This is a genomic window from Jilunia laotingensis (genome assembly GCF_014385165.1).
GTDB classification, from domain to species: Bacteria; Bacteroidota; Bacteroidia; order Bacteroidales; family Bacteroidaceae; genus Bacteroides; species Bacteroides laotingensis.
This window is the reverse complement of sequence record NZ_JACRTF010000001.1, coordinates 958,463-981,956: the sequence shown is the minus strand read 5'-3', so window position 1 is coordinate 981,956 and position 23,494 is coordinate 958,463. Positions and strand designations below refer to the sequence as shown.

The following is a 23,494-nucleotide window of genomic DNA, read 5'->3' as shown; positions in this document are numbered from 1 at the left end:
ATAATGAAAAACGGGCTGCGCAATGGATATTATAGCGCAGCCCGTTTTTCATTATTAATTATTCATTTTTAATTCTTTAGTATCCGAAGATTTCTTCTTGTGTCAGTTCTTGGATCGGACCTACTTCTTTCAATTTCTCCATGTCTAGTTCTTTTTTGTCACCGAGGATGCAGTAAGTATAAGTGCGGTCTTTTATCCATTTCTTCTGGAAGTCGATGACATCTTTTAGAGTCATGTTCTGTGCGTCATTGTAGAGTTTAATGCGGCTGTCCACATTTTGTCCGAGATCTTGTGCATTGATATATGCCCAGATAACGTTGCTCTTGATGATACGATCGGTACGCAGACGAGCGATTATTGCTTCTTTTGCCAGTTTGAATGCAGCTTCCGATTCAGGCATGTTGTTGATGATATCGTTAAATGTTTTGATCGCATCGTTCATCTTGTCATTTTGCGTAGCGATCTGAGTTTGGAACATATAAGGATATTTCTTGTAAGCAGGCTCGTTGAACCCTGCCCAAGCTGAATAAGCCAAACCACGGCTTTCGCGCATTTCTTGGAAGACAATGGAGTTCATACCACCTCCGAAATACTCGTTGTACATTTGACGGGAAGGTTCGATAGCCGGATCGAATTTCTCACCACGATTGGACAATTGGGTCATGTAGATTTGTTTGGCTTCATAGGGAGCGAATAAAATACGTGTAGTAGGAGTTTCCAAACGTGGGAATTCTTCTCCTGCCGGAATATCTTTCAGTTCTTTCGGTGCTTGATGGTTCTTGTTGATAATCGCCAACAGGTCTTTGGAACTGGTAGGGCCATAATACAGGATACGGTGTTTGTAACTGTTCTGATTGTGAATGCGGTCTATCAGTTCCTGAGGATTCATATTTTGCAATTCTGCTTCCGTTAAGATGTTGGTAGCCGGAGATTTCGGACCGTACATGCCATAATTCATTAAACGACGGAAATTCTGCATCTGATTTAGTTTGGCATCTTTACGGGATTTGAGTATATCATCTACCAGATTAGCATACGCCTCTTTATTAACCTGTGCATCTGCCATCAGCTTTTCGAAAAGTTTCATGGCTTCAGGCATGTTCTCATTCAGGCCGGAAAGCACTACAAACGTGCGTTCATTACTCGGTGATACAAAGAAAGTGCAAGCCAGACGGTAGAATTCACTTTTTAATTGCTCGGGAGTCATATCCGAAGTACCCAGATATTCGATGTAGTTGAAAGCTGTTCCTAATGCTTTGTCATTGTTGTTACCCATGTCGAAAACATAGATAAGCTGGAAGAGATCATTGTTTGTATTCTGTTTGTACAGTACCGGTATGTCTGATTTTGCTTTCAATTGAGTCAAGTCTTTGCTGAAATCAAGGAATACTGGTTCGATGGGCTGTACGTTGCTGTTTTGGATTTCTTTAAGGAAGTCGCTGGCAACATCACGGTTCATGACAATCGGAGTAATTTCCGGTTTGGCTATTTTCTTTTCGTTCGGGTCTTGGCCTTGTTTCTTGTAGATGGCGGCATAATTCTGGTCTGTCAGATATTTGTTGGCGAAAGCTACGATATCGTCTTTGGTCAGTTTGCTCATACGGTCAATATCGTTTACTTCATCTGCCCAATCACTCTCATAAACAAACGAATCGACAAATGCGCCGGCACGGCCTTCGTTGGTGTCCAGTAGTTCGAGTTCGTTAAGTTTGAAATTATTGACAATGGCCTGCAACATCTTATCATCGAATTCACCGGATCGGAGTTTTTGGATTTCTACCAAAAGGAGATTTTTTATATCATCCAATGTCTGTCCCTGTTTGGGTTGAGCTTGTAACATCAATGCAGAATAATCTGCCATGCCTAGCGGAAAACCATAAGCTTGAAGGACTTTTTGTTGTTGGTTGAGGTCAAGGTCGATAAGTCCCGATTTTCCATTATAAAGAATTTGCGAAATAACTTGTAAAACTTCGAATTTATTATTTGCCCCAGGGAACCTCCATGCAAGTGTCAGACTTTCAGCATCCGGTCCAAATATCTCACGCACGATAGGAGTAGTGATAGGTGTTTCCTTTGGTAAATTCAGTTTGGGGAGGTTAGTATTAGGTTTCATATTTCCGAAGTATTTATCGATGGTAGCAATGGTCTGATCCGGATCTAAGTCACCCGAAAGACAGATGGCCATATTGTTAGGTACATACCATGTGGAATGATAATTCTTGATGTTGGTGATGGATGGGTTTTTCAAGTTCTCCTGCGTACCCAGCACGGTTTGGGTTCCATAAGGGTGGTGCGGGAAAAGTGAGGAAAGCACGGCTTCGTATACTTTGCGCGGATCTTTGGTCAATGACATATTCTTTTCTTCGTATACTGTTTCCAGTTCGGTGTGGAAACCACGGATCACACAGTTCTCAAAACGGTCGGCTTGGATTTTTGCCCAGTTCTCTATTTGGTTTGATGGTATATTGTCTTCGTACACCGTTTGGTCGAAAGAAGTATAAGCATTGGTACCATCAGCCCCGATAGCTGCCATCAGTTTATCGTATTCATTCGGTATTGCCAGTTTGGAAGCCTCATAAGACAAACTGTCTATTCTATGGTAGATCGCTTTACGTTCGCCTTCATCGGTTGTTTTGCGATAAATTTCGAATTGTTGTTCAATCTGGTCGAGTAACGGTTTCTCCGCTTCATAGTTCTGAGTGCCAAATTGTTTAGTACCTTTGAACATAAGGTGTTCAAAGTAGTGTGCAAGACCGGTTGTTTCCGCCGGATCGTTTTTCCCTCCTACACGTACAGCAATGTAAGTTTGGATGCGCGGGGCCTCTTTGTTGACGGTTAAGTAAACTTTCAGACCGTTGTCCAATGTGTAAATACGTGCTTTGAACGGATCGTTCGGCACTGTTTCGTAGCGATAATTCTTCGAGATAGCGCCACTTGCACTTGCTGCCACCATAGAGAATAGCAACAGGTACGATAATTTTAGTAGTTTATTCATAATAATGATAACAATTTAGTTACAGAAACAAAGGTAGCAGATTTTTCCTTATCTTTGCACCTTGAGACTAATTAAATGATTGGGTAGGATAACTTCAATCAAAAAAACGTAAATCATAAATTATAAATAGGAAATGATTACTATTGAACAACTTAAAGACGTGAAAGAGCGCACAGATGCGCTGAGGAGGTATCTTTGACATCGACGGGAAGAAAATTCAAGTCGAAGAAGAGCAATTAAGAACGCAAGCTCCGGGTTTCTGGGATGACCAGAAAAGTGCCGAAGCACAAATGAAGAAGGTGAAAGACCTGCAAAAGTGGATCGATGGTTTTAACCATGTCAATACACTGGCGGAAGAACTTTCACTGGCTTTCGATTTTTATAAGGATGAATTGGTCACCGAACAGGAGATTGACGAAGGATATGCCAAAGCTTTAGAAGCGGTGGAAAACCTGGAGTTGAAGAACATGCTTCGCGGAGAGGCGGATCAGATGAGTTGCGTATTAAAAATAAACTCCGGAGCCGGTGGTACGGAGAGTCAAGACTGGGCCTCCATGTTGATGCGTATGTATTTGCGCTATGCCGAAACGAATGGGTATAAGGCTACGATTTCCACTCTTCAGGAAGGTGATGAGGCCGGTATCAAGACATGTACCATTCAGATAGAAGGTGATTATGCATATGGGTACTTGAAAGGTGAAAACGGAGTACACCGTTTGGTGCGTGTTTCTCCCTATAATGCGCAGGGCAAGCGAATGACTTCCTTTGCATCGGTGTTTGTCACTCCGTTGGTAGACGATAGTATTGAAGTGAACATCGAACAAGCCCGGATTTCCTGGGATACCTTCCGTTCGGGAGGAGCCGGTGGGCAGAATGTAAATAAGGTGGAGTCCGGTGTTCGTCTGCGTTACCAGTTTAAAGATCCCTATACAGGCGAGGAAGAAGAGATACTGATCGAAAATACTGAAACCCGGGACCAGCCTAAGAATAAGGAAAATGCAATGCGTCAATTGCGTTCCATTCTTTATGATAAAGAGTTGCAACATCGTATGTCCGAACAGGCAAAGGTGGAAGCAGGAAAGAAAAAGATCGAATGGGGATCGCAAATACGAAGTTATGTGTTTGACGACCGCCGGGTGAAGGATCATCGTACCAACTATCAGACATCGGATGTCAACGGTGTGATGGATGGTAAGATAGAGGACTTTATCAAGGCCTATCTGATGGAGTTTTCATCGGAAGAATAAAAAAACTTCCCGTTCTCTTTGGCTGGTTAAAATATTTATTCTTACTTTGTTAGCGTTGAACTTTAAAGCTAAAACAGATATGGGTAAGAATAAGAAGAAAGTAAGTCATTCGAAGAAGGAAGAGGAACAAGCAAAAAAAGTACTGAAAATTGTTTCGATAGCATTAGTCGTTTTAGCACTGGCATTGCTGGTCGGTTTCTCATTCTTAGGGTAAAGAAAGAATTTATGGGCTGTACGGAGAAAAACGTGCAGCCCTTTTTGTATCCACAACATGGATGATGAGATTTTCTAAGCGTAATAGTTTTGTCATCTATTTGTCATCAACCTGTAGGTTGCCGTGACTACTTTTGCGGCCGAAAAAGAAGAAACCTATCAGAACAATGTGGAAATTAACTACTATTTTAGCAGGGTTGTTATTATCTGTATCTACCTTTGCTCAAGTGAATGATGAAGTGGTAGACGGCAAAAAACTGAATAAGACCAAGATGGAAGCGCATGATTACCTGCCTGCCATTCATGGTACCATCCGTGCAAAGTATGAATACCAGACGGCTACCGATGAAAGCCGTTTCCAGGTGAGAAATGCCCGTTTTAGTTTGACGGGGAATGTACTTCCGATTGTTGCCTATAAAGCGGAGATCGATCTTTCCGATCAGGGAAAGATACGTATGTTGGATGCTTATACCCGTATTTTTCCGATAAAACATGTGAACTTTACGATTGGTCAGATGCGTGTGCCTTTTACAATCGATGCACATCGTTCACCACACGTACGTTATTTTGCCAACCGTTCGTTTATCGGCAAACAGGTAGGTGATGTCCGGGATGTCGGTGCCACAGTGGCGTATACTCGTAAGGATGCCGTCTTGCCTTTCATTCTGGAGGGAGGGTTGTTCAATGGCTCGGGACTGACAGAACAAAAGGAGTGGCAAAAAACGCTGAATTATTCATTGAAAGGACAATTCTGGTTTGCAAAAGGCTGGAATCTTACTCTTAGTACACAGATGATGAAACCTGCTGAGGTGCGTGTCAATATGTATGATGCCGGAATTTATTATGAAACGGATAGGTTTCACATCGAAGCCGAATATTTATATAAGACCTATGGGCACGATTCTTTCAAGAACATGCATTCCATAAATAGTTTTGCCGTGTATGATATCCCGTTACCTAAGTTTTTTCATAAAATGTCTTTTTTGGCACGTTATGATATGATGACCGATCATAGTGACGGTATCGTGATGTCAGAAACAGAATCCGGCAAATTGGCTATCACTGATTATGCCCGTCATCGGTTAACGGGAGGATTGACTTTTAGTTTTTCTAAATCGTTCGTTGCAGACATACGTTTGAACTATGAGAAATACTTCTATAAAAAGAGTGCTTTGCCCGATCCTTCTGAACAAGATAAGTTAGTTATCGAATTTATGACACGGTTTTGATTGCTATTTTTCCTATCTTTGCCGCATGTCACAAGAAATTGAACGCAAATTCCTCGTAGTAGGAGAATATAAAACGCAGGCTTTTGCACAAAGTCGCATAATCCAGGGATATATTAGTAGTGCCCGGGGGCGTACCGTGCGCGTGCGCATTCGTGATGGCAAAGGCTATCTGACTATAAAAGGTGCTTCCAATGCTTCCGGTACCAGCCGTTATGAATGGGAAAAAGAGATTCCTCTGGAGGAAGCGGAAGAACTGATGAAATTATGTGAGCCAGGCATTATTGATAAGACTCGCTACCTGGTTCGAAGCGGTGCGCACGTCTTCGAGGTGGATGAATTTTATGGTGAGAATGAAGGGCTGACCGTAGCCGAGGTAGAACTTGGTTCGGAGGAAGAAGCATTCGTAAAGCCGGATTTCATAGGCGTGGAAGTGACGGGAGATATACGTTATTACAATTCTCAGTTGATGAAAAATCCATATACTACATGGTTGCGTTAACAAAATAATCTGTATATTTGTTCTTAATCTAAAAACGGACGAATGTATGGAACAACTCTATAATTACCTCCCGCGCGAACTGGTTACTTTCATTCTGGTCACTTTATTTTCATTGTTGATCGGCTTGTCGCAACGTCGGATCAGCCTGAAGCGTGAAGGGGAAACAACACTTTTCGGAACAGACCGTACCTTTACTTTTATAGGCATATTGGGCTATCTGCTTTATATTCTCGATAAAACGGATATGCGATTGTTCATGGGGGGAGGTGCTGTATTGGGAATGCTGTTGGGGTTGAATTACTATGTCAAGCAATCGCAATTTCATGTATTCGGGGTGACTACTATCATCATAGCACTCATTACCTACTGCATTGCACCGATTGTTGACACGCAACCTTCTTGGTTCTATGTCATGGTGATAGTTACCGTGTTGTTGCTAACTGAACTGAAGCATACTTTCACGGAATTTGCACAACGTATGAAGAACGATGAGATGATCACTCTCGCCAAGTTCTTGGCGATAAGTGGAATTATCCTTCCGATGCTTCCCGACAAGAATTTGATTCCTGGCATCAATCTGACACCTTATTCCATTTGGTTGGCCACGGTCGTGGTTTCGGGTATCTCTTATCTGTCTTATTTACTGAAACGATATGTGTTCCGTGAGTCGGGTGTATTGGTTTCCGGCATTATCGGTGGATTATATAGCAGCACTGCAACCATTTCCGTGTTGGCACGCAAGAGCCGTGATAATCATTCCGGGCAAGCTACCGAATATGTGGCTGCCATGTTGCTGGCTGTCAGCATGATGTTCTTTCGATTTTTGATCCTTATATCCATATTCAGCAAGGAAATCTTTACGGATATATATCCTTACCTGCTTATCATGGCATTCGTTGCTGCCGGTGTGGGTTGGTTTGTCCATTCCCGTCACAAACGTAACGGTGATATTGCGTCTGTGGAAGAAGAAGACAGCAGTAATCCCTTGGAGTTTAAAGTTGCCTTGATTTTTGCTGTCTTATTCGTTGTCTTCACCATATTGACGCATTATACTTTAATCTATGCAGGAACAAGCGGCTTGAATCTACTTTCCTTTGTTTCCGGATTGAGTGATATTACTCCGTTCATCCTGAATCTTTTGCAGAGTACGGGTGGAGTAGCAGCTTCTGTGATTACAGCATGTTGTATGCAGGCAATTGTGAGCAATATTCTGGTGAACATGTGTTATGCTCTGTTCTTTGCCGGTCAGGGGAGCAAGTTGCGAAAATGGATTTTTGGGGGATTCGGATGTGTAGTGGCTATCAATGCGGTGATATTGGTTGTGTTTTATATTTTGTAATTTTCCATCTGGCTGAGTTATATATCGAGAGATACAAGATTCTCTTTTGCACTGGGATTGTGTTTGAAAATAGAACCGACTATCTGGCAATTATCTAACTCTTTACAGTCACCGCAGGTATCAAATCCTTTTTCCTTTACGCATTTGCGTATTTCGCAATAGTCGCTGCAGTATGCAAATTTAATCCCATTTGAACGACAACCCATGCAATTTATAGTTGCCGCTGTGATCTCGGATGTATTATTCATTACGCTCCACTTTTGAGCGGTTTTTTCCCTTAACTCATTGTCATTTGCAATAGTAGCCATACGGGCATCGCAATTTTCGCAATCTATTCCGCAACACGCAATTAATTGTTTCATCATTCTTTGGTTATCAGTTTGTTTGGACAGTGATAGTATCGCAAAGATAAGTATTTGTTTGGCATATTAATTCAATATTACAATAAAAGTAGGGAAGTATTCCACGGATGAGGGGATAAATGATGGTATTCACTCAAAGGAATGTGCTTTGTCAGGGAATTAAATTCAAAGATAATCATTCAAAACACCCCCATGTTTTATGAAATAACACCCGGATGTTATATATCAAAACATCCGGATGTTTTATGCTATTACATCCGGATGTTTTTAATGTTAAAGTCGGAGGATATATGTGCAAGCTCCTCGATGATAGTCCTTTAAGTAAGCGTTTTTATTGCTTTGGAAAAGGAAGACGTTACTGCTTGAGTGCATTACTCTACATTTCCCGTTTGGCAAGTGCTGCTTTATTCTATTCTATATAGGATTTTATCTATGGAATAAATATTTTTGAAATGCGTATCATACCGTTTTCATGAGTATCTCTGCGAATATACATTCCGTTTCGGGGCTGTGTCACTTTACATCCGGTGATATCGTAATAAATGGTCGCGATTACAGGATTATCGGCATCGTTTTCCATATGCTCTATGCCGGTACTTATTTGGGTCGTCACACTGATATTATTGGATGGTAATGAACTTCTTTGTTCTTCGGCCGAGAGTGCTTGTACATTGTATAGATAAGTACGGTTGCTGGTCAGGCCGTCCACCTTGTAACTTGTATCTGGGATGTTGTCAATCTTCCATTCTTTGGGGCCGACCGTCCATACCGCATCATCGGCTACAGAGCCTTTCAGTATGCGTAGATTATTGAAGTAGATTCGCTCTTTATTGGTATCTATGGAGAGACGTGTCCGACGTGTTCCTTGATGGAAGCGCAGAATTACTTCAGTTTCCGTCTTATTGGCTTTCAGGTTATATTCTTCGACTGTTGTATTTGTATCTATATCAATCATGCTGACCGTATAGCTGACTGTTTTCCCTGGATAAGAGGCAACATGGAATGCGACAGTGCATTCTCGGTTATTGCCGGACAGGTCGAATAGGGGAGATCTGAGTGAGCCTGATTGTCCGTAGTATCCTACAAGCATATAGCCGCCCGCCTGATATATTTTTGAGCCATACCATCCCGGTTGTGACAAGTAACTGTCCAGTGCTTCTCCTATGTCGTTGATATCGGCTTTGGGGTAGTTCCCTTCCGTCATCAGTGAAAATTCTTCTTCGGTTATGATCGGATTGATGGAGTCGGGGAGGATTTCGGAAACGTTAAGGCGATAGCTCTCGGCTCCGTCAACGGGTTGCCATTGTGCGATGAACGATTCTGCCGTTATGTTTGTCGCCTCTTCGGCTACAGGGCGATGCAAACGATCTTTCATGAATCGGAATGATATCACTCCGTTATTGTCACGTATGTTTGTCACCCCCTTGTCTGTAGGCGTTCCGTTCCAAGCCAGTGAGTTGGGTACGGAATAATCTGTAAACAAATTGTTAGTGGCTGTGGGATAAAGGTCCGTTTCCTGTTCGGTACCTTGGGTTCCATCGGCTTCCACCAAATCATAACGTTGTATGTTACCCGCATTGACAAAGTTGCCATCCCAAGCGGAGGATTCGTAAGCGATATGTATTATCATTAGTCCCCGTCCGGGTTGATATGCATCCCAGCCTCGTTGTTGGCGATTTTCCAAAGTGAAAAATTCATTCTCGTCAGCTGTACTTATGCGATAGGCCACATTATTCTCGGTCAGCTCGGCCAGTGTCATGGAGTCGGCCGGTGTGTCTATTTCGGTCAATTCCATCCAGCCGAGGCTGTAACGTTCGAAAGCCGAATATGCCGGTGGTGTGTGCGATTCATTGTTATAACTGCCCGTGTCCATGATATCCCATGCTCCGAGTTGTACACGCTGTTGATTGTAGGTATTATACATATCGGGAAGTCCGAGTACGTGTCCGAACTCATGGCAGAATGTGCCTATACCTTCAAGTTGCGTTCCCGATACATACTTCAGTTCACTCGAACAGGCGTAGCGTTGCACCTGTTTACCGTTCACGTTGCAATCTATCCCTAAAGAGGTCAGGTTGGAGGCATGTGGCCAGATTGTATTGCTTGACGCACCGTAGCTTTCTGCATAACCGGCATAGATGATGTATACAAAATCCACCACATTGTCATTATTATAGTCATACTTGCTGAAATCTACCCCGAGTTGCTCGCTGGCGTATTCACAGGCTTCTTTCACCATTTGACCGGGGTTGGAATCATTGCCGAAACGGTCGTTTTGTCCGTAGTGCATCATACTTTTTTTAAGCTTGATAGGGCCGAATACATCAAAATCGGGTGTAAATTTTCCCATGGACTGCGCCACGAAATAATCGCGTGTACTGCCTGTAGCACCGTTGAGGGTGTAATTCTCATCGTTCATCACTGAATGAAACAGCTTGCTGTCATGTCCTTCCTGCATGGCATTGTCTGCAAACTCAACGAGCAGGACGATTCCCTTCAGATTCCCGGTGGTAGGGAAACTCGGACCCGGTAGTTGCTTGACAGGAGATTTCCTGCGAAGTGCTTCTTGGTATATAGTATTGAAATCCGTCATACCTTTCATCTGTAACCAAGCCTTTTCTGTGGCAGGACGTGTTTCTGTGTTATGTGCTATCATGCCCATGACCGTATTCCCATCCTGCATGATTGATTCTATATATCGCATTCCGCCTGCGTTGTCGGGCTTGATCAAATAACCGTCAGTCGTGACAAATCCGTGATAATGTTCGTCTCCCACGATGTGGTAGGATAGGGTAGTGCCGTCTGGTTGGGTCATTGTCAATACTCCCGGATAGGATGGGATGGCACGAGCTATGGTGCCTGCTAACAAGCATAAGGCAGTGACTATTACTATCTTTAATGTTTTCATAATTAATACATTATTTTTTGTATGTGTATGGGGCGTTGCCCGTCATATACTCTGACCACATAGAGTCCTTTCGCTGGTAGGGTGATGTAGGCCGATCCCGATGAAAACGATGTAGCCCCGACTTCTATACCTGATGCGCTGAATACGGATACCCGAAGTCCATCGGTATCTTCTCTACCTGTGGGAACAAGTTTTATGATATTATCGGTACGTGAGATCTTTATGGAGGCAATATCGGCCTCGTTCTTTCCTATGTCACTCGTTCCAACTCCCTTTGGAGTAGTAATCATGGCATTGACGATATAGCCGGTTTTACTGTCTATAATCTGTCCGACAACATGTATGTTTTTCTTCTTCAGGACAGTAGCAGGAATAGGTATTGAACCGGTTTCTACATATTCAGTACCAGCGGTCATCGTCTCTGCTCCACAGGGATCACCGGCATAATTGCTGAATATGGCACGGGCCAAGTCATTGTAACATACGTCGTCAGTATGCTCGTCCTTGTTCTCCCAACCGTACATATAGCCGTTTTTCCCTCCTGCATAATAGTTGGTCTGAACATAACCAGTCACAGAGTCTTCCGTTATGGTGTATGCGATGCGGTATTGGGGATCGACTATGTCAATGTCGGAATAATAGACAGACGTCAGATTGATAGCCGTGCTGTCGGCATTCCATTCCGCTTCTGCACGATAGGCTATATGGTTTTCCGAGGAGGTTTCCATCTTGAAAAGATTCTGAATGTCAGCATATGGATCACCGGTTAGCTTACGGTTGATGTTGCACATTGGGGCACCGCTACATGATTGTATAAATGGTTTGTAACTGTAATCCAGATCGGCATCTATTTCCAACACGTCACCACCGTGGACGCTTATTGCAATGAACTGGTCAGGGTATTTTTCTTTCATAAGTTCCAGTCCGACCAGTCCGCGCGGACACCATCCACACCACATCCCGGTATATTCTTCGCAAACCACACGACGCATGAAGGCTTTATCTCGTACGGTAAGTTTCGCTGTAGCCGTGTTGTTGTTAACGTAGGCATCCGGTTCACCATTCACTTTGTCGATACTTATGGTAAGGTTGTGAATGCCCGGAACTGTAGATGGAATGTCGATGGAGAAAGTGTCACTGGCATTTACGGCAACGGGGGTATCTATGTCGATTACGGCCTCTTGATCATCGACGATATACTTTATGGTATATTCGTTTACCGTGTTGGCACCTACATTGCGTACCACACCGGTGAATGTGACCATAGAAGATTCGTAGGGCGCGATCTGATCACTTATTTTGTTGATGAGCATTTCATTTTGAGGCATTTCATCGCCTTCGACAATGGCTTGAATGCATACCGAACCTCCTGTGGATGTCCACTTATTCTTGCTATTATAATAGATCACATCACCGTCTGAGAATTTTTCCAGACTGTAGCCTACTCCTCCGGCAGCGGCAAAGGATGCTTTATAACCTATGGTAATGTTGTCGGTACCGGTTATGTTGAAAGGAGTGTCGAGGGTGATTTCGTTCCACCCGGTATGTAGGTTTTCTATTTTTTGCCGATAGATACTCTGTGTGTCTTCCGGTTTTTGTTTGATGTACAGATATACGTTTGTTCCCTCAGAACATACCCCTATGCGTATTTTTGTAATTTTATTACCAGAGTAAGGAGTGACAAAATCGGTACCGAACGACACATACGGTGTAATTACGGACGATGCGTCTCCCCATCCTTTGTCTATATCTGGGCCATAACGCAATATTACTTGCGCATGGATGCTGCAGAAAGTTGCCAAGGCCAATACGATCAGTAGAGTAAATTTTCTTATCATAGACTTATCCTTTTGATGTTATTATAAACAAAAAACGTAAGGACAACCACCGTTTGGGCGAGGGTTGTCCTTATGTTGATCGGTTGGTTATTTAACGATAACCTTATGTGTAGTATTTGCTACATGTACAAGATATACTCCCGGTACGACATTGATTGTGGTGTTGGTTGCCGCGTTTTTGCTAAAGAGTTTTTGTCCTGTATAAGCATAGATATTGATTGGTTTTCCTTCAGCACCTGTGATGATGATGGCGTTTTTCGATGAATATACCTTTATATCCGGCTCTGTAGCAACCTTGTCAATATCGGTGTTGTCACTTGAAACATACTTGTTGGAGTAGTTGGATTCACCCTCTTTCCAGACTGCCGTTACGTTGTAGACGTGTTTTTCGGTTCCGGCCGTGTTGTCTGTATAACTCTGCTCTGTCACGTTGGCAGCGATAAGTTGGTTGTCGCGATATACATTATAGCCTGTCAGTGTGACTGTTGTGGTAGAACCATAAAGAGGCGTATAAGTGATATCATCCAGTAGCGCTACCGTATAGGATCCTTTGCTGCAACTCCGAATGGCGAAATATTTCGCATCAGTGGGCAACGTATAGTCGAATTGTACCCAGTCGGTACCGGTCATAATCGAGTCACGGTCGAAGGCGGTGAAATTCTCCGGTTCTTGATCGGTAGAGGAATACATCATTTCAAAAACCTGTGGATCCGAACCCTCGTTGGGCATACGGTAGTAGAAGGATACATCGGTTCCACCCATCACATCGGAGGAGATCAGCCAGTCGTCATTAGGCAGTGTTTGAGTTACACCGTCTGATGCAGCCCAGCATGTCAGATACTTGTCACCCGAATGAGGTGTAAGCACGTCGAACTTGTCAAGACTGAAACCGGCCTCTTCCGGTGCCCATACTTGCCATGCTTTTGCTTCGTAAGCGTGGGCTATTTGCGGACCACCGAAATATACGGTAGGTGTACCGTCACCGTCATAGGTCTTCCAATCGCCTATATTATCAATGATGAATGATTCGTAGGAATCGAAATCGTCAGTTACTTGATCGGCAATTTCTGATTTTGCCGGTTTATCCCATTGTAACGTCACGACACCTTCGGTAATGGTTCCGGAGAGATTTTCTGCTACTGGCAGATTAGAGCCGTGTACGTAGAGGCGTACTGTATTACTCAAGTCGTTATCTTTGTTTGCGTCCAGCTCATATTCTATGGCAGCCTGATAAGAATAGTTTGCGGATGCATCGGCTTTAGTGGTAGTAATCTCAAATGTTACCTGTCCTACGCTGTTTTGTGCCAGTGTTTCTCCTTGTTTGGAGTCTACAGCTTGCCCATCACGCAATAAGATTACTTTATAGTCCTGAGCGGCATTTACCCCATAATTGGCTATTCCTACGTTCAATTGTGTATTTTCACCTGCTTCGATTCGCTTGGAAGTGATAGCCACAGACTCTACGGCTATATCGTGTGCCACACTTTCATCAATGCGGATGGCATCCACATAAATGGAGGCACTGGCATCAGCAGCATGTGCCCCGAAAGCAATTTGTACATTGTCTGCATCTGTCCGGAGCGGGAGGGAGAAACGAGACCATCTGTGAGAACCGTTGTTGTAATCTATATCGGCAATGTTTTCCCATTCCTCATCGTCATAGTTAACATACAATTTGAGTGTAAGATCTCCTTCTTCAGCTTCAAAGCCGTGATACATGTAGAATGTAAGCTCTGGAGAGGTTGAGTTGCTCAGCGAGATGCGTGGACCCATCATCACCTGGGTATTGGATTCGTCCATGATATAGGAGAATTGGAGCATACCTTCGTCATTGTCGTAAGGTTTGACAGCTATGCCAGATCCAGTCACCATGTTCCATGCGTAGTAGTAAGAACTTGCTGAAAGAGTCCATGGAGCGTTTGTCACCAATGCCCCGGCAAACGATTCTTTGTAAGGACGCTCGTATGGCTCACCAAGCACGATGCCTGTTCCTGCACCATCGGAACTTCCAGCGCTATTAGTGGCAACAAGCAGATAATCGACATATTGTTGACGGGCACCATACATTGGTGAGAACGTTTCATCGGTCAATGTAAGTTCTTGCGTATATTCTGTGACTTCTTCCCAATGATTTTCGAAGTTGTATTCATTGTATCTGCATAGTACATATTTCACCTCCTCTGGATTTACATATCCACCGTGTTTGCCGATGCTGCTCACCTTGTCATACGTTACCACGGCCTTGTTGTCGGCATTCATTTTAACTTTCAAATTACTAACGTCTGCCGGCATGTCGAGTCCTACCCAGTTGGTGATGAGATACTCCTTGCCCTGTCCTTGATCATTAAACGCTACGATACGGTAAGTCACATTGCCCTGTTCGACATCGGTGTCCGTCCAAGTGAGAGTTTCGTTCACTTTGGGAGCATTGAATACTTGTGCGGCTTTGGCACTGCCATTCCTGTACACTTTGACATAAGAAATGGAACTGAGCGTACCTCCTTTGTATGTCTTTGAAGGAGTTGTGAATGTCAGTGTATTGTTGAGAACTCCTTTTTCGCCAGCTTTCACTTGGACATCTGTTACGCAGTCGGGGCCGTTAAAAAATGAGTATACATCAAGCGATAGGTTGTCTATGGATACGTTTACGCTTTCTGCGGGCGAATCCCCATGGAACAATAGTGTATAAAGTCCGTCCTCAGGTACATTGAATATGATCGTATACGATTGATTCGAATGCATGTCGAGCGATGCTATTTGTGTTTCATCACCTGTGACATCTTGCTTTTTACCAAGTAATATGGTCATATGCTCCGTGGTAAGGAATTGGTCATAAGTATCTAATGACAGGCGATAGTCAACGTCCTTTTTGAGGTTTATCAATGGTGATATGAAATAGTCATCGTTACCGTTTCCGTCATAGATGCCGGTGTCGACATTGCGAGTACCATTTCCCTGAAGGTAAGCTTGCCCGTTTTGTCCGGGGTTCATGAAAGACCATGTCTTACCGTCTTTGTTAGCGTCGATGATTTTGAACGAATCGAAGTCGGCTTGGGTTTCGAATGTCTCTAGATACGGTGGGAACCATATTGCACCGGCCGTTACGATGTTGGAGGTAACAGTTGCTCCTGCGTTATCATCTGAATATACTGTGACTGTGTAATAGTAACGGGCATGTACTTCTGGGATGGTTTCGGTGTATGAAGTTTCTTTTAGTCCGGTGGCTACGATTACTTCATCCGGATAACGGGTAATCAAATAGTTGAGGGAGGCATCATCTACCGGACCACCGTGTTGGGATGTTGTCGGAGCTTTCCAGGTAAGTACGGCATTTTTGCCGTCATCAATGGATAGGTTGAGGTCTGTCACGGCAGTCGGAAGATCCTGACCGACAAATGTGTTCAGACGTCGTGCCGGAGATTTTCCAACCGTATTTCCCATTTCAATCTCTATAGAGTGCTTGCCTTCGGCAAGTGTATACTCTAAGGAGACTTTTTGGCCTGGTTCAACATTTAACTCAGTGGTATTACCGGCTGTTGTGATATAGGCTGTAAGATTTCCCGATAGTTGTTTGCCCGAACTGTATGTGTTGACAGGTGCTGTGAAGTTTAACTTGCCTTCTGTATAGCTTATTTGGCTGGCAAATCCTGGAGTATCAGCATCGGAATATGGAATAAATAAACCTACGATGCGTTCTTTACCCGGGAAATCGGCAATGTTCACAGCATTACCTGTAGCAGGATCTATCTTGGTGAGATGTGTATTCCAGTCTGTTGTGAGGTTAGCGAGATACATCATGCCGGTAGACCAGTCGAATACTGCGGTCTGACTCGCTGTTCCATTCTGATAGTTCTTGTCGGGCTTAGCAGCGTTGTTGATCAGTTTGTATTCTCCTGTCGCTTTGTCAAGGGAGTACAAGCTTGTCGGATAACTCATGAAATAGAGTTTTCCATCGGGAGCAGCAGCTATAGAGAGAGGATATCCCGGCATGGCTCCGATCGCTTTCGTCTCGAATGTGTGCGGGTCTACGGAGAGAATGGCTTTGGAGTAATCTTCTGCCCAATAAACAAGGAATATTTTATCACTTAACGGGTCATAAGTAGCCGCCTGCATGGGAGATACGGCTGATCCGTTTAAGCTCAATTCTATGTCGTTTTTCACAACCTCTCCTGTGGAGGCGTTGACGATTGTGATATTCCCATTGTTAAAGAGATAATATTGTCCTTTCACGTAGACGAAAACTACAGCGTCGGGAATGGTTTGTCCTCCGGCCTCTTCACTAAAGTTTATGGTAGGGGCTGCGTGGAATGAGTATATACCCAATCCTTTTAATTCGCTAGGTGGGGTATCTGCTGTATTCTTGAATATTCCGTAAACTAAAACACTGTCTGCTACATTAACGGCTGGTGGTATATGGCTTGTCTTTTTCCGTATGTGGGTAATGGAGTTGGCAGGTTCCTTGGGTTTGGTGGTACTGAGCCATGAGTAAACATCTGTCGGTGCTACATTGTACTTGTTTGAAGGGGAGAGTTTGAACGTGTTGCCCTTAGAGGCCTGTTCTGTGGTTGTCACGTTTTTAGGAATTGTCAACGGATTTTGTGTTGTCCGTTCGAGTGTCTGAGCTGTAGCGGGTTTTGCGCACAGCGCACAAAGCAACAATAGAAATGTAAGTTTTCTTTTCATAAGTAATAAGTTTTATTGATTACTGATGTTCTAATAGTGTTACATTGCAAAAGTACGAATGTACAGTATATAGCCATAAATTAGAGGGATGACAAAAGGGTGACAAATGTGTTAAATGCCTATATTTTGTGACTGAAATTGGCGGTTTTCTTATATTTTCTTTTAAAATGATGATAAAAATAATACATTGTTAGCACTGCTAAGCAGGAAGAGTATTCCAAGGTTTTCACGGATATATTGCGGTTCCGATGGATTCCCAAATTACATTTTTAGAATGTAATCGTAAAGGTCGGCCGAACTTTCTATTCCTAGTTTTTTACTGATTCTTATTTTACGTCGTTTGCATGACTCCGGATTGGTGTTGGTTAGAGATGCAATATCTTTCATGGACAAGTTCATACGTATATAGGCAAGAAAACGTATGTCCGATGACGACAGATTAGGATGTTGGTTTTTTAATGTTTTGATAAAGTCGGAGTTGGCCGATTCAAAATTAATAAGAAAGTTGTCACGTTCATTACTTGTTTTTAGTAATTGTTTGAGATGTTGCACCAGATTATTAAGCGCAGGGATCCCTTGTGTCTCCTTTATGTCTGATAGATATTTCAGCAAGTCTTCTATCAGTTTGTTGCGTGACGATATGAACATGGTTGTTACTGAGAGTTCCGTTTGTTTCTGTTCAAGTGAACGTTTCATGATTTCCTGTCGGTAATGTGCCTCCATTTCTATAGCTTTGGCTTGCTCTTCGGCAAGTTGCTTTTCGTGCTGTTTTTTTTCTATTTCCAGCCTCATAACTTTACGTTCGTTATGATTTTTGATACGTTGATTACGAATGATGATAATAGCTATGGTCACAAGTAGCGCGAGGATGCAAAGTAGCAAAAGTGTTACGTAGTGTCGTTGGCGCATCTTGGTCAGTTGTTTGTCCATTTCAGCTGTGAGTTTCATCACTTCCATTTTTATTCGGCTATTTTCCGCTAACTGCCGGTTGTGAGTCGTGGTTAATGAGTCATTGTATATGATTACGGAGTCTTTGAAATTCAATGCACGTTTATAGTTGCCGGCACTTTCGTAGAGTTGGGCTATGGATTCGAACAAGTAGGGTTTGTTTTTCATCGTTACGGTTTTCTCCGCTTCACTGATACACTGAAAAGCCATTTCCAAACTATTGCGTTCCCTGTATATGTTAATCAAATATATCAGAATTATGCCTTTGTCGGCTTTTTCTGCTGTGGGAGATGAAAGTAATTCATTTGAGATTGCTATTACCTGATCATATTTTTTTTGCATAAACATAGCTTCTGCTTCCACAGCCAGTATGCGTGATTGGCTTTTGTTGTTGTCGTACTCACGAGCTAATTTTAGAAATTCGGCCGATTCGGTGAATTTTTTTTCCTTATTGGCGATCAAAGCAAGGTCAAGAGCATAAGCGCATACAAAATTAGAATCTTTTTTATTAATAGCTTCCTTATAACATTGGATGATTATTTCTCGTGATTTAATGTAGTTTTCTTCTTCGAAATAGACTCCGGCTATTCCGTTCATAATCATTGATTCGGTTTCCCATCCAAGCTCATTGTTTTGGCAAATAGTGTATGCATCGTAATAGTTTTTTAGTGCTTCTCCATTTTCGGATATGAAAAAATAGCATACCCCAATGTTATATGTGGCAAGACAGCTATATTCTGGAAGATTTGCTGCATCCGCTTTCTCTTTTGATTCGAGAAAAAGTTTTATGGCATCTATATAGTTACTTGAGTGATAAGCCTCTTCTCCAGCAGAGATCATGTTGCCTATTATTTCTTTGTTTTTATTATCCGCATAAATGGGTACGGCAGGCAATATCATGCAAGTTGTCAATATCGCCAAAACCAGTATGCGGCAAAAAGCCTTAGTAATGTATGTTATCATCCGCATAACTCTGGTGTTAATTAACGTTATTCCGATATGGGCAAAATTATATTTATTTGATAATAAGAAATATAGTGGTGAAAACATTAGATCTATAGTGTCGAATTATAAGATTTAAACGATTACCACTTTGTTCATGAAGTCTAAAGTTACGAAGATTTATTGTATAGTCGATGATTTTTTACAAAGAATTTGCGTGCTATTAGGAAAAATATGTGATTCAGGATAAGGAGAGTTGATATTCCAATAAGCTGATTCATGCTAAAATAAAGGGCTGTGAGAAAATTAAAGTTGTAATGAAGTGGAACGATAATGGATAAAAATAGCGTTAGGTAACATTCATTATTATGTACCTAACGCTATTTCTATAACTATCTCACAATGTATTAACACTAACACCCAAAAGGTGTTTAGTGACTGCTACTGAAAAATCAATTCTAAAGAAAGACTATTTCTTAACGACGGTCAAAAATCATTTTTCTTCAGAGAATTGGATATCACTGAAACTGTTAACCAATAATTGGTATTTGATGAAACCTCCCGATTTCGAAGAGTATTTCGTGTAAATAGCAGTGATATCACCTTTCGCATCATTCTTCGGAAGTGGCTGTAGAGCGAAGTTGGCATAACCACTGACACGGAGGATATAGTTACCGATGGCATTCTCGGAAGTGTTACCGTAGGTAAACCAGGATGAACCGTAATAGCGGTTGCCATTATAACTATAAGCATATGTCGGAGTCAGTCCTTCATCAGAATAATATTTATTTTCATACACAGCTGTGGTTTGTCCTCCCGGGTAAGTGGTCTCCAAATATTGCGGATATTTGTCACTACCCCACGTACCTTCTTTATAGGTCAATCCTTCGAAACGTACCAAACGTCCTAGATCATCGTCATTTAATTCAGTATAATTGTCCTTATTGATCACAAGCGTGTCGGCTGCTGTCAGTTGTCCTAATTCTCCGGTGAAGATATGGGAATCGACCAATATACGGGTTTCCAGATTCCGGTTGGCATATCCTTTGGCGATATCAGCCGGAGTAGGCATGCCCCCTACACTTAACATATACCGGTAGCTTCCGATAGCCAAACCTTTGGTACGTACAAATATGGTTTGTCCCGGATGGTAGAACACATAATTACTGACCATCAGTTTCAGCTCAATGGCAGATTTGCATGTCTCGTCATAGATATATACCGACTTGTATACATTTCCTGCCTGATCACTCGAAATGACTTTACCACTGATCACATAATCGTCTGTGATTTCCAACGTTTTGCCCAAACTGGATGAGGAACTGCCATACTTATCATAGAACAGTTGTTTGAAATCCTTTATGGAGATCAGCTTCTCATTTGCGAAGTCTTCTTTTGTCCATACTTTGGCAGGTGCGGGATCATCGAAATCGTTGTAGCAGCCTGCGAGACTTAAAAGAACCGTGGCTACCATGCATAGTTTTATTATTTTATTCATCATACTTATCTCTTTATAGCTGTATAACATTTTTTAGAAGCGGAAATATACGTTCAGATAATAGGTCGTACCGAACATATAGAAATACTTCGCGTCAAATGGCTGATAGGTCTGGTAGCTCTCATCCTTGTTCTTGAGTAGACGTACCTGTTCGTAACCACCTGTTTTGATACCTTGGTTGTTGAGCAGGTTCTTCACTTCCAGACTGAAACCAAGTGTGTAGGCACGGTTGATATACCAGTTTTTACCGATGCTTGCATTCAATACATAGGCAGGATCGAACTCTTCCTGATGGCGTAGCTCACGAATGTCTTCTTCGGACATGTTCCGTGACAATACGGCATCGGTGCGGTAGAGTGGACTCATGGACAGGTACATGTTGTTGTAATAGTTCATGTCGACAGAAGCGTAGATATTGTTACGGCTGCGATACGAAAGACCTACATTGATGGCTGTCTGCGGAGTACTTTCCACGCGGAAGTTCTTCCAGTATACTTTACCTTCGTTTTTGATCTCTCCGCTGTTGTCCTGTATCTGTACGAAGTCAGGGTTCGAGTCATAAGTGAATTGTCCCCAGCTTACGGCACCGTTCAATGATAAACCTTCATACAATGGGATGGAAGCTGCTACTTCCAGACCGAAGTGGCGTTTGTCGATTCCGCTCATGGCGAAATTGGAGAAGGTTGCTTCTACATCATCATAGTAAGATAATACGCGGGTCTGGTCGGTAAATTTGGTATAATAACCCGATACACGTGCTTTGATATCGCCTAGGCGGAGGTTGTAAGAAGCGTCTACGCCAAATACTTTCTCGGTAGAAACACCTGGTGTGGCGGAGTTACGTGTACGGGGTGATACGAAGGAAGCTTGGAAAGAAGGAGCGTCCTGCATGTAAATAATGCTTGCATCGATAGAGTGTGCAGCAGAGAATTTATAGCTGAAGTTTGCTTTTGCTTTGTACGTCAGGTAATTCTGCTTCTTCGAATCTCCTTGTGAGTTATCGGGGAACAAGCCTTTCTTCCACAGACCGTGACGCCATTGGGTGCTATGGCCAAGTTCTCCACCCAGATTGACTGCCAATTGTCCGAAGTTGATGCTGTATTGTGCCCATGCCCGTGCGGAAATCACATTTCCATAATAATCGTAGCTATACTTGTCGCCCTTTTTGGCAGCACGTGCGTGACCGTACTTTTCGTAATAGTCCATATCATTCTGATAGGGAATCGGACTTAAACCACCCATGTCGCGTTCGGCAAATTTATCGATGTCAATCCAGTAATCGCCTCCCAGAAGGTCTTTTACCTCGCTGTAGTATTCCGTACGGTTACGACGTAGATTCACTCCACCGTTGATTTTCGAATTATTACGGAATAGATGTGAGAATTGGGTATAGAAATTCCAGTCCAATTGGTCGGTATGACGTTCTTCTATCATGTTGATGGCACGATGTCCGGAACCATAAGTGGGGTTTTCAGGTTGTTCCCGGTTGATGTTGTACAACTGATCCCAGTCGATGTGACGTATGTTGTCCGTATTGGTACGCCAAGCTTCATCCAGCCATGCGCCTACTTCCGTGCCTTGGTAGAAGCTCGGCAGATAACGGTAATAATCCGGGCGCGGATCCGGGCCTCCATACCATGTCAATGCCGAATAACCATTTTTCCCAAAGCGTAGTGAACTGGCTACGTTCAATTGTGAACGGTCGTCGATATCGAATGTGTAATTAAGCATAGCGATCGGTTCATGATAATCGCGTACACGAGCATTACGGCGTTTACCATCTTGCCATCCCCAGTTGGGGTTGTAATAATTGTTGCCCACTAAATCGTATGCTTCCTGTGTGGACGCCTGCTGTGCGCCACGTTCCGTGGGCGCTCCGAGGATGGTCAAGCCGAGGCGATGTTGCAGATTGAATTGTTTCTCTACGGATGCGAAGTAACCGAAAGCATTGTAATACACACCATGTACATAAGAGTTACCTCCTTGACGGGTAGATACGGAGAGTGCATACGACCAACCGTTGTCTTGCTGCCCGGAAGCATAGGTAAACATGCCACGGAAGCGGTACATGGCGTTACCATTGACCAAGCTCGCGCGGAAACCTTTACGCATTTGTGAAGGGCGTGTGTTGATATTGGTTGTTCCGGCAATACCACCGATACCCATTTCGCCCATATTTAATCCGGAAGTAATTTCCTGATTACGGGTTGCATCGTTCAAGCCGCTCCACAGTGACCAGGGAGTATATCCGGTCATTGCGTCATTCAGTTGGATACCGTTCATGTAAACATCGGAATATTGTGAATCGTAACCGCGTACATTGAAACGCATTTCACTGAATTTATAGGAAGCGATGTTATTGAATACATCCTTTGATGCCGAAAGCGAGGTTGGCAATGACTGTGCATCTTCCAATGTCTCTGTGTCAAACTCTGTAAAGATGGCATCATCCATCATCGGAGTTGTGTTTTCGGGTACCATGATCACATTATTAATATCTCTCATCATCATGTCCACGCGGACTGCGATGGTCAACGGCTCATACTCTACTGCTTCGAAAGTTAGCGAATACTCACCTTTTGCCAGATTATTAATTTCGAATTTACCTGCATTGTCAGTTTGAGTCGTAATGTCGCCCGGAGTCAAGGTGATCTTGACATCGGATATGGCAGCCCGTGTCATGCGGGAAACTACCTTACCTTTGATACCACCGCTTTGTGCAAAAACTGCCAGCGACATCAAAGACAACACCATAATAAGGAATGCTTTTATTTTCATAAATATTGAAGATTA

Annotated in this window: 13 protein-coding genes; 5 read left to right on the top strand and 8 right to left on the bottom strand. The window is 43.0% G+C overall.

What is annotated here, in order from left to right; translation table 11 throughout:
- Window positions 1–76: 76 nt before the first annotated feature.
- Window positions 77–2,995, bottom strand: a complete 2,919-nt coding sequence (locus tag H8744_RS03925) for a M16 family metallopeptidase (RefSeq protein WP_262433598.1) — start codon at window positions 2,993–2,995, stop codon at window positions 77–79.
- A gap of 133 nt (window positions 2,996–3,128) precedes the next feature.
- On the opposite strand from H8744_RS03925, the gene prfB reads away from it, so the two are divergent.
- The 5 genes from prfB to H8744_RS03900 all read left to right on the top strand — a co-directional run bounded on the left by prfB (window position 3,129) and on the right by H8744_RS03900 (window position 7,522).
- A protein-coding gene (gene prfB, locus H8744_RS03920; RefSeq protein ID WP_305067337.1) for a peptide chain release factor 2 occupies window positions 3,129–4,242 on the top strand; the annotation gives its coding sequence in 2 pieces (ribosomal slippage) (window positions 3,129–3,191 and window positions 3,193–4,242; 1,113 coding nt in all).
- Between the two features lie 79 nt (window positions 4,243–4,321).
- Entirely contained in the window at window positions 4,322–4,456 is a 135-nt protein-coding gene (locus H8744_RS03915) for a hypothetical protein (protein WP_262433597.1), read from the top strand.
- Between the two features lie 166 nt (window positions 4,457–4,622).
- Complete coding sequence (locus H8744_RS03910) at window positions 4,623–5,684, top strand: porin (protein ID WP_262433596.1); 1,062 nt, start codon at window positions 4,623–4,625, stop codon at window positions 5,682–5,684.
- Between the two features lie 25 nt (window positions 5,685–5,709).
- On the top strand, window positions 5,710–6,183 hold the full coding sequence (locus tag H8744_RS03905) for a CYTH domain-containing protein (protein ID WP_262433595.1): 474 nt from the start codon (window positions 5,710–5,712) through the stop codon (window positions 6,181–6,183).
- A gap of 46 nt (window positions 6,184–6,229) precedes the next feature.
- Window positions 6,230–7,522 (top strand): MgtC/SapB family protein, encoded by a 1,293-nt coding sequence (locus H8744_RS03900; RefSeq protein WP_262433594.1) that lies wholly within the window; start codon window positions 6,230–6,232, stop codon window positions 7,520–7,522.
- Between the two features lie 17 nt (window positions 7,523–7,539).
- Here the strand turns inward: H8744_RS03900 and H8744_RS03895 are convergent, their stop codons facing one another.
- From H8744_RS03895 to H8744_RS03865, 7 genes are all read right to left on the bottom strand, one after another.
- Complete coding sequence (locus H8744_RS03895; protein ID WP_305067437.1) at window positions 7,540–7,884, bottom strand: DUF3795 domain-containing protein; 345 nt, start codon at window positions 7,882–7,884, stop codon at window positions 7,540–7,542.
- A 430-nt stretch (window positions 7,885–8,314) separates the two neighbouring features.
- The gene (locus H8744_RS03890; RefSeq protein WP_262433592.1) at window positions 8,315–10,792 is read right to left on the bottom strand and encodes a M6 family metalloprotease domain-containing protein; all 2,478 of its coding nucleotides are present in this window, start codon (window positions 10,790–10,792) and stop codon (window positions 8,315–8,317) included.
- Between the two features lie 2 nt (window positions 10,793–10,794).
- A complete protein-coding gene (locus tag H8744_RS03885) occupies window positions 10,795–12,630 on the bottom strand; it encodes a hypothetical protein (protein ID WP_262433591.1) in 1,836 nt (611 codons plus the stop codon).
- 87 nt (window positions 12,631–12,717) lie between these two features.
- Window positions 12,718–17,313, bottom strand: a complete 4,596-nt coding sequence (locus H8744_RS03880) for a DUF6383 domain-containing protein (RefSeq protein WP_262433590.1) — start codon at window positions 17,311–17,313, stop codon at window positions 12,718–12,720.
- Window positions 17,314–17,574: 261 nt separating this feature from the next.
- Entirely contained in the window at window positions 17,575–19,230 is a 1,656-nt protein-coding gene (locus H8744_RS03875; protein WP_262433589.1) for a helix-turn-helix transcriptional regulator, read from the bottom strand.
- A gap of 466 nt (window positions 19,231–19,696) precedes the next feature.
- Window positions 19,697–20,704: a DUF5689 domain-containing protein gene (locus tag H8744_RS03870; protein ID WP_262433588.1), complete on the bottom strand. Its 1,008-nt coding sequence runs from the start codon at window positions 20,702–20,704 to the stop codon at window positions 19,697–19,699.
- Window positions 20,705–20,734: 30 nt separating this feature from the next.
- Complete coding sequence (locus H8744_RS03865; protein WP_262433587.1) at window positions 20,735–23,479, bottom strand: carboxypeptidase-like regulatory domain-containing protein; 2,745 nt, start codon at window positions 23,477–23,479, stop codon at window positions 20,735–20,737.
- Between the last annotated feature and the right edge of the window lie 15 nt (window positions 23,480–23,494).